A 12,577-nucleotide genomic window follows, 5' to 3' on the forward strand; every position below is an offset into this window, starting at 1 on the left:
AAATAAGCAGCACAATATTAGTGTCCTTTAGATCACCTTATTGAGTCACACCCCAATGTGATATTGCAGCTTATTTAGAATCTAAGCTGTGATTCATCAAAATTTGAAATATCTGTGGGTTATATTCGGTTAATGATGATCATAACGGTATTCAACACGATCTAATGATTGAATTTTTCCATTATTATCTATGCTATAGAAGATCACCATTTTTTTATGACAAAAAACAGGTCTACCGCCCATTATGGCCGGAGACCAGACACAGGCATTTTTTTTTATAGCAGAAAGAATGTCTCCATGACCAGGTTTATCTGATTCGACACTGCTTAGAGCGGTAATCATACCATTCTTCATCACGATAAACTGAACGGTAATCGAATCAGGCTGTGTAGCCGTACTCGGTTTAACTGCAAGAAGTTCCATTGTCGATGATAATTTCTTTAGGTAAAAATTTAGACCATTATAGACCATCGGATCAATTTCTGCGTGAGTAAAAATACTATATTCTTGCATATCATAGTCCGAAACATAACAGGGAAATACCGTATCAAGAGCCAAAGGCTCTTCAAAGAATAATGCAGCTTTAGATTTACTCCATTTATAACTGTAATCACTAAGATGAACCACATACCGCTTACCCTGAGCGAAGTGGACACGATCTACCTCTATTTTCTCAACGGATAAATTACCGATTTTGAATGAATACAGTGGAAAATTACTTCGGATTATCGTACCCGTATCATTTTCACTATTATATAGGTTTTGAGAACCGAGCCAACGAACGGTGACCAGTTCAGGTTTTAAACCGGTATACTTTTCAATAAGATCGGGCAAGGCAATACGGTCTGCAAAAAAATCTTCATCGGTATCTACATGTATAGAACCCCGGTAAAGGCCACCATTTATCGTTGTATCCTGTACTGACTTCGAGATCCGCTTATAGAGTTCCAACTTGATCAACCGGATCTGATAAGGACTAACCTGTCTGCCATTAATGAAATAGGCCGGTTGATCGGCATATCGGACATGAGGAGCATACCGCTCTTCCGTATGAAAATATACTGCTCCGGCATAACGCTTAGCTTCCAGTGTAATACTGTTCGAGAAAACATTATTCAGCTTAGCTTCTGGATTATTAAGCAAGGCCTTTCGCTTGATAAGCTTTCCATTAAGCAAAAATGCGTAATCTTTGAATGTCCCATATTTTTTCGGGTATAATGCCGTACTGTCAGAAGTATTGGAGTATGTGGACTGGGAAAAGACCTGTAATACAGATAGAACTAAAATAAAAAGTAGGATATATTTGTTCATTGAAAACATCTTATTACCTGTTCGATTTTTGCTCCAATGCACTAGCAATCAAATAAGGGTTAAATAGTATCTGGTTGGTCAGTTGCATAATGGTCTATCATTAATCTACACCTAAAATAACATTAAAATGTTATTGATGATGATTATATTTAAGAAATAAAAGCCATTCTTGGCAGAATGGCTTTTCATGATCTTGATAAAAGGTGATATATCTTATAGTCAGTTAATTCGAACCCTTGCAACTTTACTTTTCGAATAAGATTTCCTTACAGATATCGAACTTCGCTTAATAAATTAAGGATCATCTGGTGTTTCCATTGGAAATATGTCCTATTATGTCGTCCTTGTATATAGACTGCCATCGCTTCTAAAGTATATGCGGTAATTACAGCTATTATTTACCGCAATAAAAGCGGAGATTACGTCTCGCTAATTTTTTTTCCGTCAGTTGAAGCACAATCCGCAGACTACACAAATCTTCGAAGGTAAGTTAGAAGGCATTTATTGTTTAAAATTTTTATAGTGATTGATGACGATATTTTGCGCTTTCAGATCGTGCATCATATTGTACAATCCAAAAAATGTGCGGTTCAGATAAATAAAATGTTTCGACCCCCTGTTGGTGTTCATCCCTTTTATATTACTCAGTTTCGCATACCGCTGACCTAAATCTGCAATTTCCTGAAAGAAAGTTTCATCAGAAAAATCAAAATTCACGACATTGAAAGGTCTTGTAAATAATTCCAGCAATTCGTAGAATAATTTAGTAAAAAACTCCTGTTCCTCTGCAGAATCATGAGCAAGCAAGATCTCAAGCTCGTATAATTTTTCTTTGTAAAATTCAGGATTATCCAGATTCTTACGTTCAGCCAATTCAAAATAAGGTTTGTAAAAATCATTCGGAATTTCTTTGATGCAACCAAAATCAATCACAAGCAACTTTTTATCTGCCGAAACCAAAAAATTTCCGGGATGCGGGTCGGCGTGTACCTGCTTCAGAACATGCATCTGGTACATATAAAAATCCCAAAGTGTCTGTCCGATCTTGTTCAAATCATCCTGAGAATTATCTAGTTTTGTAAACTCTGAAAAATGCTTTCCGTTCATCCAATCCATCGTGATGATTCTTCCACAGGAAAATTCTGGATAATATGTAGGAAAAGCGAGATTAGGAAGATGAGCACATTTTTCAGAAATTTCCTGACTTCTTTTCAGTTCCAAATCATAATCTGTCTCCTCAAACAATTTATTTTCCACTTCCTGAAAATACGATTCCGACCCCTCTTTTTGATGTTAAACATCTTCATCGCAATCGGTTTAACCATTTTCAGATCACTTGAAATACTTTCCCTCACGCCAGGATATTGAATTTTGACTGCAAGGTCTTGACCATCTTTCTTGGCTTTATGAACTTGTCCGATGCTCGCTGCATTAACAGATTCATCTGTAAACTCATCAAATAGGTCTTCCGGATTTTTACCGAAATACTTTCTGAAAGTTTTTTTTACTAAAGCTGCGGAAAGTGGCGGAACAGAAAATTGCGATAAAGAAAATTTCTCTACATAGGCTTGCGGAAGAATATTTTTTTCCATGCTCAGCATCTGAGCTACTTTCAGAGCAGAACCTTTTAATTCTTTTAAAGAATCGTAAATATCGGTCGCATTATCTTCATTTAAAGTTTTTCGAGCTTCGTCTTCATCTTTATCCTTTGTAATTTTATTTCCGTAATATTTGATGTAATTAACGCCAACTTTGGCGCCTGCTTTCAGCAAACTGCCCGTTCTTTCTAACTTTCCTGTGGGTATTTTATGGAGTGTTTTCATTTTTAAAATTTCATTGCTAATAGACGTCAAGAATTTCCATCATGTTGATTGAAAAACAGTCGGATTTTAATGCAGATGTGTCATTTAACTTTTTCTAAATTTCTCTTTGAATAAAAACTTCCCAAGGTCAACTACTTTTCGCAATGGTTCATTATCCATCAATTCAAAACCTGTATCAATTGTTTTTTCAATGAAAATATCTGTTTTTTCGAATGATGGCGAGGTATCTTTTTTCCAAAACTCGATGGCAGAAACCAAATGAAGCCAAAATGCTTCTTCTCTAGCCTTGTCATGAAAATTTTTCACATCATCTTTTGATTCTTTAATTATGCTCCAATCGTTAAAATCGAGTGTTTTGATGAAATTTCGATGCGTTTCTTTGAGTTGATCTGAAATTTTTGCAGCATGTAATTTGTCATTCCCCAGAATCATCAAACCAACGAACGGTTCATCGTCATGTTTTCAAAAAAGATAAAATATACGTTCAAAAGCTTTTCTTTCGACGTAATCTTACCAGAAATATTAACTTCTGACGCCAATGCTACGGACTTTTCAAAAAGATTGACCAACATTGATTTTTCAATCTGCTCGAAACTTGTAAAATAATCGTAGAAGTCTTTTTCTTCAAAATCATTATCCTTTGCAAAAAGGTAAATATTTTTTGGACGCTCGCCGTGATTCAAAATGTACTCTCCGTACAATTCAAATATTTTATCTGCTGTAATTTGATTTTCCTTTTCCATCTTTGTATTTATATCTTACCATACACAATTTAGTCATATTTTAAACCAACTTAATAAAATAAGGTTTAATTTTACACTATATCAATGATCCAATAGATGACTAATGGTAAAATATAGGTTTAATCTTATTTAAGGCCGATTTTGGAATTTTAACTGTTTACTCATTATTTGAGCATGAGCGGATCCAACATAAGGGTTAGATTGCCGAAAATGTATATTTAATCTATTTGTACTTATACGTTTCTATATCCAATCTCGTCTGTTTTTTGCCGTAGTTTATCAATAACTACCTCAATGCTGACCGATAGCTTTTTCAAATAAGTTATTTCTCCTCGAGATGGTCTAGGTTCTCTTTCTATACGTTTGAACGGATATCTTTAGCTACGATATCAAAGTCTGCCTCATAGCTATACTTAAGGGTGGATGAACATTTTTATATCAGGATTGTTATAATCTTATATAATCATTTTAAGCATTTAATCGATATAAATAGGAATTCCGTCAATATGCAGAAAACTCGTAAAATACTTAAGATCTTGCCACCGCAGAAGATGTTGCTACCTCTGATCATTTTATGTGTTGTTATTGCATGTACAGATCGAGCAGGTTCTGATAAAAGCAAAACAAATACAACTCTTCATAATACTGATACACTGTCACCCACAAGATCAGCAGAAGAGCATACACCTCTTCTTAATATCGATGCTATAAAAAAGGCTTATGCAGCTGTCAATAAAGAACTCGAAGATGGTCAATTGGATTCCACGACCTTTAAATATTCGTGCAAAGATGAAAAAATGGGACGGTGGGTTACTTTACAAAAAATGGTAACCTGAAACTAATTGTCCACAGTTATAATGAGTATGATCATTATGAAGCTGTAGATCGTTATTTTGTACAGGACAGTACTTTATTTTTCACTTACAGTACCAGTACCGCGTGGTCTTTTGATGATGGTCCAGAAGGCTCAACAAAGGATAACATCAAAGAAAATCGAACTTATCTCATAGCGGAGAAGCCGGTTAAATGTTTGGAGAAAAATTTCACAATACGATCAAAAGCATCCACTAATCCTGATCCGGAATCAGTTCCTAACCGAGATGTTAATTGCCAATCTGCGGCAATTGTATTAAAACCGTATCACATATTGACAAAATACAGATTTAAATCTACTGCAAATTGCTTGGAATGATCATAAATCTCTTTTATTTAGATATAACAGGCAAAACCAAATCCATTAACTGCTAGTCAGTAATTACGCATAATTAAATATATACATATGATTCGTCCCTTCTCTTTCTTAATTCTTGCAGCTATATTCGTGACGGGCTGTCAAAATCAAAAAAATGTTTCTGACAAAACTGAAGTTAAACGTGTTACGTCAACGTTAATTCCTCTGGAGACACAACTACAGGCGATTGACACTAATTTTTCCACAGATTCCGTACTATTATCGTTCTCTGTGTTCAACCATTCAGACACGGTACAGCAGTTTTGTAAATGGGAAACACCCTTTGAACCGATGTTAGGAAAATATATGGAGATTGTCGATGAACAGGGAATAGAAACGCAGTTACTGGTCCTATGGCAAGAAGGGTGATGCCACCTCCTGCAGAAAGTTATATTCTAGTGCAACCACATGATTGCGTCAGTACCGTATATAACCTTGCAAAAAACTATACGATCAAACCAGGAAAATACACTGTTAAATATACTGGCGGAGGTGTTAGTGGTCTACAAGAGGGAAATGAAGTGAAAATTACAGTAAATGGAAAGTAATGCGTGGCTATGTCGATTGTGAGGATCAAAACTTATAATACTACGCCCCTCTTTTAAATCATAAAAGCATATTTCTTGATCGAATTCATAATATGGCAATCGATGGATTTTTGAATCATGATGACTAGATATCAATTTTAACGTAAACAAGCAGTACTTTTTAGCACTGCTTGTCTTGTAATTAGCTCTAGTATAAAAACGATAACAACGTGATCACTAAAATAATTTTGAGAATAAACCTGGTTTTTTCCAGTTCTTTTTGTACTCATCTGCCAAAGCAACATGATCACTGTAGCCCAATACAATGTCAAGATGTTGATGTGCTTGTTTCAAATCGCCACTGACATACAAAGCATTTGCCACTAACAGATGAACTTCTTCGGAGATATCATCATATCCCCGATCTTCGGTCTCATAAATATGCTTTAATTTATTGGAGTACCTAAGCAAGGGTTCCAGTTGATTGTCAGCTGCAAATAATTTGATACCATATAGCAACCATTGTAGATATTCCGTCGCGTCAAATGTTTCTTCACAATAAGAATCATATGCTGTGAAAAAGTCAATTCCTACTGGATACTCCTCCATGAAATAATGACTTTTCATAATCATATACAACGTTTTTGCTTTATCAAAGGCATTAATAATAAACTCCTTCTTATTGGCTAAGTATAATCGAGCGGTATGGTTGACGTTTTTGTAGTCTTCCAGTTCATTGTAAATTTGCATCAGCACATAGGGTGCATGTGCTTCATGCGGATACTGCTCAATAATATGCGTATAATAAGCGATCTTAACATCGTATGGTTCGTCGTCATAAATATCGTACAGCAGTCCTTCAACAGTATTTTTCGCGGCTTCATAATCTCTAAAATCATAATCGGAAATATCTGGATTCACGATATAGTGCTGATAGATTTTAGATAGCAATTCCTGTGCTTCATCAGCAATATTTTCAGTCTCCCCTAAGCCATTCTTGACAACTAAATAATCGGCTTGATGTTTTAGATATAAATAAAAGTTGGAATCTTCTGCCGTATAAGTTCGAAAGAATTTTGCTAACGCAACTTTTGCATCGAGATAATTTCCTTGTTTTATCAGTGCATCTAATAAAGTATGATGGAGTTCCTCAAATTCACTATTTTGCAGACCAATATGGATCACATTGGCTGCAGTCCCATAACATCCATTTTTAATAAGTTCTATACTATAGTTATTGCAGCACATGGCCCAATTGTGTCTGCTACCGAGATAGTCACTTTCATAACTACCTTCTTCGTAATATGCCTGGAAAGCATGAAAAGATTGTTCATAAAGACCCGATAACATCGCTTGAAACAACGCAAGATCTTCCGGATCTGTAATTTCCTCCGTAATAAATTCGCTAAGTTCAACGCCGTCATTGTACAGGTCCCGAGGCAAATCTTCAAATGTTGGAAGTTCCAGATCGATTGCTCCTGTTACTAAATATTTGGATATAAAATAGCGTCTCCAAGTTATGGATGCGGATTTAATTTCTAGGGCTTTGCTCAGCAGTGGTAATGCTTCTGTGTGGCGTGCTGCTTCATGTAAATAAGTGCCTGCAAAATGATACAGCGAAAATTTATCGGAATGCGCATCCAACAGCCTCAGTGCATGATGATAATAAAAATCGGCCTTTAGATGCATCCTCTCAAAATGATTACGCTCCACGATTAACTGGAAATAAAACACGTCATCATCAACAAGTCCATTCTTAATCAGCTTATCGAAACGTTGGTGCCATTTCACTAGCCCATCTAAAACATCCTCTTTACTATTTACACCTCTGATCAATTTCAATAAGATGGCTTTTGTCAAGGCCATATCTTCATTTTCAAAAGCTATTTCTGCAAGATACAGGTAGTCGCTATCATCATCACTGGCAATGTTCTGTATATGATCTGCTATAACCTGAATGATTTCATCTGGAGATATTAATTTATTTTCCTGTAGCAGATAAATCTTCTTCATCAGAAAGATCGCGTTATACTGATCACGCTGTTCTCTATCTGCTGTAAAATATGTGGTAAAGAAAACCATTGCTTCATCCAACGTTTTCAAAACAGCCGCTTTTTCTCCGACAGATTCATAAATCCTAATTAAGAAATCATAACCAGATGTTGCATGGTTAGGATCTTGAATTAAACGTTGTGCATAACCGATATAATCGTTCCTTTTTTCGGCCGTGATGTGTCTTTTGGAAAGATTAATATAAGCTAAATTATAATCATTATTCAATGCATAACTTAGTATATGCTGTAATGCTTCTGAATTTTCGGGCTCAAGGCTTATAATTTTCTTAAGATAAGGAACCGTAAATTGATTCATCGTGTCATAGACAAGCTCCGGGTGACCTGGGTAAACATAATCGTAATGTGCAATAGCCATTAAAAACAATACCGTTGTATCGTCAGGATGATTTTTAAGATGCTGCTCTCCTTCTTCTATGCATAGTGCGAGATCACCTGAATAAAATAAATTTTCTAACTCCTCGATGTTCATCTATATAATTATTTTGTCGTGTTGTTTAATTTTTAAATATCTAATCAAAGTTAGTATATGAACAACCTTCAAAAAATCCCCGGTTTCAGCTACTATGTAAAAAAGTGAACCAGCCTATCTTTGATAAAGCGCATAGTTTTCTTCTGAATAAATATTATGTAACTTACATCTTATAATTCTCGAAGAAAATATACTCATAAAATGGGACCGTTGTTACAAAATGTAATTGGCAAGACAATCTTCCGGCTTTTATTGCCACTATTATTTGTGCCGGTCAGTGTGTCTGCACAAGTTAAATATTATATGATACCAGATCAGACAGATGGTTACATCATTAATCAGTATAATTTATCGACTGAAAAATTATATGGTATCAAAAAGAATGTCGAACTATTCTGCTTGACTTTCCCCGTCATCGATACCATTAGAAATGGAGACTTACAGAATCCGAATATTGATTTTAATATTGTGCTGCTTTCTGTCCTGCCCGATTTAACCAGTAACAGTGATTGGACAGAAATTAACATAGATAGTGTTAGTAATGATTTAATAACACTATCGCATCTAAAAAGACTTTTCTCTTTAAATACTTATTCTGAATTTGATAAACAATATGGGGATAAGAACAAGTATTTTGATGAATACCAGATTATAAAAAAATTTGACAAAAAATACTATAAATCTAAGCATTGCCTGTTACAGTTTTTCGCTATCCGGAATAGGCCTTCTGTTTTTCAAAATAGTTTTGGAACGATTAATACTGAACAGGAACCTCTCTCAGTTCTTAAAATGGAACATATCTTTAAAAAAAGATATCCGAAAGAAATTTTTCCGCTTTATACAATTGGTGAATCGCCATATTCCTATTCATCATTCGATTATTTGCGGGATAGAAAAGAATACTTAGCAAAGGTGATAAAATTAAATAGTAATAATCTTGCCTATCAGTTCTGGACCTATACGAATTGGCATAAACACAGGCATGAATTTGAATTTGACCGCGGTATAGATCGATTCGTTTATCTACCAGGTAAGGGTATTATTGGTGGTTCTTTTGATTTCTATTTCTACTTTCATAGAAAAAAGTTACCGATTCAATACAGTGATTTCGTCCAAAATATAAAGGATGAAAAGTGATGATGGCCGATCAGTTTAAATAAATAAACCACTTCACCTGAAACCTGCTGAGTTTTGAGTGAAGAAAAAAAATGTATATGAAAAAGATCAGTATAATAATTAGCATACTAACCCTATTTTCTTCGATTGTAATCGGACAAAATTCTGAGCGGATGATATTAATCAAAGATTTCTATCAGAATCTTTATAAGAAAAATATAACTCCTGAAAAAATGGTGGAAAAGTATATTTTTTATAAAGGTACAAAAGGACATTCAAATGCTATTAAAAGTATTCAGCAATTACGTGACAGTACTAGTGCAAGTGATGATCACTTCCTATTATTAAGAAATGATATTCTAAATGAAGATTTTACTGTCCAGCAGTATAATCAATTCAGCGACATAGATATCGCAAAATTTAGTGAGCTTGATGATCAGTTTAAATGCAACATTTACAAAGTAACTCCTAAAAGTACTATTCCAAATTTTATACTGATACAGGAAAATAAAATAGCATCATTTTTTGGCTTCCAGAAAGGAGAAAATTCATCTTACCTCTTTCTGACATATCAATAATAATCTTAATAACAACAAATAGCGATTTCTTTCGGCTCAGTATTAATCTGTTAAAATTGCTTTATAATAAGATTTCCTCGTGAAGAATGGCGGACATTATATATTATACCACACTTCGATATATGCGAATAATTTAACGATGTAACAACATCAAGACTGTAGTGATTTCTGGGGTATTATAAAAAATGATACATGATATTTATGATCATTAAACTTTTATTTTTGTAAAATAGAGAATCGATGTTTACCTTTGAATGAACAGTACACGCCACGCTACACATAAGAACAGCGTCCCAGGGCGTGTCTTTTGCTTTATAGGCCTTTTTTAAAACCACATTCTATGTGTAAAAGAACGTGGTCACCATAGAGGAGCAAGTTCAACAATTAAAAGATCGCGGATTATTTATCTCTGAATCAGATAAAATGAAGTCGTTAGCAAATGCCATAAAGGGATGGTATGAAGCTGATATTAACCTGTAAAGAGTTAGCATTTTTTGTTTTAAGTTTAGCTTCACATCATGCTTTCCCGAATTGAGTATAATCTACATAAGCAGAAGTTCAATAAAGAGCAATATAATTAAATAAATAGTCCAGCTAGAAGTACAAAATAGATATCAAAATGACAGAATTAAATTTTAATACTGAAAGATTATATTTAAGACCAATTTCAGAAAAAGATATAGAAAATATTCACCGCTTACACAGTTTAGCTGAAACTGATGAATTTAATACGCTCGGAATTCCTAAAGATATAAATGAAACAAGGACAATTGTTGAGGGCTGGACTTTAGAAAACAAAAGATACGTATTTGCTATTGAACAAAAACAAGGAAACGAATTTATCGGGTTAATCGGAATTACTTTAGGTAAAGAGAAATATAAAAATGCGGAAGTCTGGTTCAAATTGGATCCCAGATTTTGGAATAAAGGTTACGCAACAGAAAGTTTAAAAAGAATAATATCTTTTGGCTTTGACGATTTAAACCTTCACAGAATAGAAGCTGGTTGTGCTGTGGCAAATACGGGTTCTATTCATGTATTAGAAAAGGTTGGAATGTTGCGAGAAGCACACACACGAAAATTATTACCCTTAAAATCGGGCTGGTCTGATAATTATGGTTACGCCATTTTATCAACCGATTAATGATTACGCTAAATAATGAAAGCAACCATATTACTTGGATGCTTACTGAGCATAACTTCTATCGTTTTGTGTCAGGAAAAGATTTTGGTCAAAAAATAGCAATGGCTGAAGAGCTAAAACAGTCGATCCCAATAAAGATTCTGAGAACGACACTAGAATTAAAGTATTAATAATAACATTCAATGAAACATCAATTTACATTACCTGCCTTTCCTAAATCAAATTTTGAACTCGATATCGCTTTTTGGACGGGTAAGCAGATTATATGCAAAGACAACGTAGCTGTTGAGCGATCAACTGAAAAAGGAAAACCCTTTCTAATACCAAATAGCAATGGCGAGATGGTAAAGGCCTACGCTAAACCTGCATATCCTGACATTGTACCTGTATTGGTAATCGATAACAATAAATATAATATCGTAGAGAAACTTAAATGGTATGAAGCTATACTGGTTATATTTCCCTTTTCAATCGTATTTATTGGCGGTGGAGCGCTAGGCGGCATCATTGGAGCTCTTGGTTATATATATAATATACAATTACTAAGAAATGATGACAGCAAAAGCCTTAAATATTTAAAAGCAATCGGTGTCGCTATTGTTGCATTTGCAGTGTACTTTTTAATTAGTGCAGTGATGTGGGGGGCGATCAACCCCTAATATTTAGCAAATCGCTCATACTCCGAAGGAATACCACTTCGAAAATATAAAAGACATGATGCTAATACAGGAAAAAAAAGAAGATTAATATTGGAATAACAAATAAACTCATGGGTATGACAAAAGTATTATGCGGTCTTATTATAAAGGATCAGCAAATTTTGATTTGCCGTAGAAAACCCGAGAAATCTTTAGGTGGATACTGGGAGTTTCCTGGTGGGAAATTGGAAGAAGGTGAAACTTATGAGGAATGCTTAGCGAGAGAAATTCAAGAAGAACTAGATTTGAGGGTAACAGTTAAAAATCATTTAAAACAGTCATCCATCAGTACGATCTAAAAACGATTGAACTGATATCCTATCGCTGCGAAACTGAAGATGCTGAAATCAAACTGGTGGATCATGACCAAATAGAATGGATCGAAGTTCCAGATTTATTAAAATGGAATCTAGCCCCTGCTGATGTTCCTATCGCAGAAGCATTAATAGAAGCGTATAAGCTGTCTGAATAATTCATTCTTAGAAGACTTGCCCAAGTTTATGAACTTAAATTTTAGGATTAAGCGGAGAATTTGTAATGCTTTTTAAGACTAGAAAAGATGTTTAGTACGAATGACGATAATGCCAAAGATGATCATGATGATGCTGATGATCGAAAAGATAGCATAAGTAACGGTGAAACCATCACTAACACCAATGTCTTCTGCATAATATATTTCCATATGAGTAGGTACATTTTGGGGATCAACACTCCTTAAATCCTTTACTAAACGAACTTGTTGTTGCTTATAATTAAATTGGAGGATCGGATAATGTACGTATCCGAATCGTTTGTTTTTGACACTGTCTATCCCAATGACATCGGCTCTAATTTTACTACCTGTAAATCGTCAGCATAATTT

Annotated in this window: 16 protein-coding genes; 9 read left to right on the forward strand and 7 right to left on the reverse strand. The window is 34.6% G+C overall.

Features of this window, described 5'->3' with window-relative positions:
• Positions 1-129: 129 nt before the first annotated feature.
• The 5 genes from L950_RS20960 to L950_RS20975 form a co-directional block, all read right to left on the reverse strand.
• The gene (locus L950_RS20960; protein ID WP_031288217.1) at positions 130-1,311 is read right to left on the reverse strand and encodes a hypothetical protein; all 1,182 of its coding nucleotides are present in this window, start codon (positions 1,309-1,311) and stop codon (positions 130-132) included.
• A 501-nt stretch (positions 1,312-1,812) separates the two neighbouring features.
• A complete protein-coding gene (locus L950_RS20965) occupies positions 1,813-2,568 on the reverse strand; it encodes an AarF/UbiB family protein (RefSeq protein ID WP_262507162.1) in 756 nt (251 codons plus the stop codon).
• Positions 2,523-3,134: an AarF/UbiB family protein gene (locus tag L950_RS35875; protein ID WP_262507163.1), complete on the reverse strand. Its 612-nt coding sequence runs from the start codon at positions 3,132-3,134 to the stop codon at positions 2,523-2,525. The genes L950_RS20965 and L950_RS35875 overlap by 46 nt, the downstream gene beginning before the upstream one ends.
• 84 nt (positions 3,135-3,218) lie before the next feature.
• The gene (locus L950_RS20970; RefSeq protein ID WP_031288219.1) at positions 3,219-3,566 is read right to left on the reverse strand and encodes a hypothetical protein; all 348 of its coding nucleotides are present in this window, start codon (positions 3,564-3,566) and stop codon (positions 3,219-3,221) included.
• Positions 3,566-3,877, reverse strand: a complete 312-nt coding sequence (locus tag L950_RS20975; RefSeq protein WP_031288221.1) for a hypothetical protein — start codon at positions 3,875-3,877, stop codon at positions 3,566-3,568. Before L950_RS20975 ends, L950_RS20970 begins: the two co-directional genes overlap by 1 nt.
• Before the next feature lie 506 nt (positions 3,878-4,383).
• Here L950_RS20975 and L950_RS20980 point away from each other — a divergent pair.
• The 4 genes from L950_RS20980 (at position 4,384) to L950_RS20990 (ending at position 5,656) form a co-directional block, all read left to right on the forward strand.
• The gene (locus L950_RS20980) at positions 4,384-4,713 is read left to right on the forward strand and encodes a hypothetical protein (protein WP_021189880.1); all 330 of its coding nucleotides are present in this window, start codon (positions 4,384-4,386) and stop codon (positions 4,711-4,713) included.
• Positions 4,683-5,069 carry a hypothetical protein gene (locus L950_RS28910; RefSeq protein WP_156169794.1) on the forward strand — a complete coding sequence of 129 codons (387 nt, stop codon included), beginning with the start codon at positions 4,683-4,685 and terminating at the stop codon, positions 5,067-5,069. Before L950_RS20980 ends, L950_RS28910 begins: the two co-directional genes overlap by 31 nt.
• An 87-nt stretch (positions 5,070-5,156) precedes the next feature.
• Positions 5,157-5,477, forward strand: coding sequence for a hypothetical protein (locus L950_RS20985; RefSeq protein ID WP_021189881.1), 321 nt, complete (start codon positions 5,157-5,159; stop codon positions 5,475-5,477).
• Entirely contained in the window at positions 5,462-5,656 is a 195-nt protein-coding gene (locus L950_RS20990; protein WP_156169795.1) for a hypothetical protein, read from the forward strand. The genes L950_RS20985 and L950_RS20990 overlap by 16 nt, the downstream gene beginning before the upstream one ends.
• A 216-nt stretch (positions 5,657-5,872) precedes the next feature.
• Here L950_RS20990 and L950_RS20995 read toward each other — a convergent pair whose 3' ends face one another.
• Positions 5,873-8,179, reverse strand: coding sequence for a hypothetical protein (locus L950_RS20995; RefSeq protein ID WP_021189883.1), 2,307 nt, complete (start codon positions 8,177-8,179; stop codon positions 5,873-5,875).
• Positions 8,180-8,389: 210 nt separating this feature from the next.
• On the opposite strand from L950_RS20995, the gene L950_RS21000 reads away from it, so the two are divergent.
• The 5 genes from L950_RS21000 (at position 8,390) to L950_RS30945 (ending at position 12,014) form a co-directional block, all read left to right on the forward strand.
• Positions 8,390-9,316 (forward strand): hypothetical protein, encoded by a 927-nt coding sequence (locus tag L950_RS21000; RefSeq protein ID WP_156169796.1) that lies wholly within the window; start codon positions 8,390-8,392, stop codon positions 9,314-9,316.
• Between the two features lie 77 nt (positions 9,317-9,393).
• Positions 9,394-9,873, forward strand: a complete 480-nt coding sequence (locus L950_RS21005; protein WP_021189885.1) for a hypothetical protein — start codon at positions 9,394-9,396, stop codon at positions 9,871-9,873.
• Positions 9,874-10,492: 619 nt separating this feature from the next.
• Positions 10,493-11,017 (forward strand): GNAT family N-acetyltransferase, encoded by a 525-nt coding sequence (locus tag L950_RS21010; protein ID WP_021189887.1) that lies wholly within the window; start codon positions 10,493-10,495, stop codon positions 11,015-11,017.
• A gap of 182 nt (positions 11,018-11,199) precedes the next feature.
• A complete protein-coding gene (locus tag L950_RS21015) occupies positions 11,200-11,676 on the forward strand; it encodes a hypothetical protein (protein WP_021189889.1) in 477 nt (158 codons plus the stop codon).
• Between the two features lie 116 nt (positions 11,677-11,792).
• Complete coding sequence (locus tag L950_RS30945) at positions 11,793-12,014, forward strand: NUDIX domain-containing protein (RefSeq protein ID WP_197086609.1); 222 nt, start codon at positions 11,793-11,795, stop codon at positions 12,012-12,014.
• A gap of 251 nt (positions 12,015-12,265) precedes the next feature.
• Here L950_RS30945 and L950_RS35880 read toward each other — a convergent pair whose 3' ends face one another.
• Positions 12,266-12,397 carry a hypothetical protein gene (locus tag L950_RS35880; protein ID WP_021189892.1) on the reverse strand — a complete coding sequence of 44 codons (132 nt, stop codon included), beginning with the start codon at positions 12,395-12,397 and terminating at the stop codon, positions 12,266-12,268.
• Positions 12,398-12,577: the final 180 nt, after the last annotated feature.

This window comes from Sphingobacterium sp. IITKGP-BTPF85 (assembly GCF_001006065.1).
Taxonomy (GTDB): Bacteria; Bacteroidota; Bacteroidia; order Sphingobacteriales; family Sphingobacteriaceae; genus Sphingobacterium; species Sphingobacterium anhuiense.

What these genes read in the sequence shown, in the direction of transcription:
- L950_RS20960 (WP_031288217.1), bottom strand. Translation starts at nt 1,311, where the DNA reads ATGAACAAATATATCCTACTTTTTATTTTAGTTCTATCTGTATTACAG.
- L950_RS35875 (WP_262507163.1), bottom strand. Translation starts at nt 3,134, where the DNA reads ATGAAAACACTCCATAAAATACCCACAGGAAAGTTAGAAAGAACGGGC.
- L950_RS20970 (WP_031288219.1), bottom strand. Translation starts at nt 3,566, where the DNA reads ATGATTCTGGGGAATGACAAATTACATGCTGCAAAAATTTCAGATCAA.
- L950_RS20975 (WP_031288221.1), bottom strand. Translation starts at nt 3,877, where the DNA reads ATGGAAAAGGAAAATCAAATTACAGCAGATAAAATATTTGAATTGTAC.
- L950_RS20980 (WP_021189880.1), top strand. Translation starts at nt 4,384, where the DNA reads ATGCAGAAAACTCGTAAAATACTTAAGATCTTGCCACCGCAGAAGATG.
- L950_RS20985 (WP_021189881.1), top strand. Translation starts at nt 5,157, where the DNA reads ATGATTCGTCCCTTCTCTTTCTTAATTCTTGCAGCTATATTCGTGACG.
- L950_RS20990 (WP_156169795.1), top strand. Translation starts at nt 5,462, where the DNA reads ATGGCAAGAAGGGTGATGCCACCTCCTGCAGAAAGTTATATTCTAGTG.
- L950_RS20995 (WP_021189883.1), bottom strand. Translation starts at nt 8,179, where the DNA reads ATGAACATCGAGGAGTTAGAAAATTTATTTTATTCAGGTGATCTCGCA.
- L950_RS21005 (WP_021189885.1), top strand. Translation starts at nt 9,394, where the DNA reads ATGAAAAAGATCAGTATAATAATTAGCATACTAACCCTATTTTCTTCG.
- L950_RS21010 (WP_021189887.1), top strand. Translation starts at nt 10,493, where the DNA reads ATGACAGAATTAAATTTTAATACTGAAAGATTATATTTAAGACCAATT.
- L950_RS21015 (WP_021189889.1), top strand. Translation starts at nt 11,200, where the DNA reads ATGAAACATCAATTTACATTACCTGCCTTTCCTAAATCAAATTTTGAA.
- L950_RS30945 (WP_197086609.1), top strand. Translation starts at nt 11,793, where the DNA reads ATGACAAAAGTATTATGCGGTCTTATTATAAAGGATCAGCAAATTTTG.
- L950_RS35880 (WP_021189892.1), bottom strand. Translation starts at nt 12,397, where the DNA reads ATGGAAATATATTATGCAGAAGACATTGGTGTTAGTGATGGTTTCACC.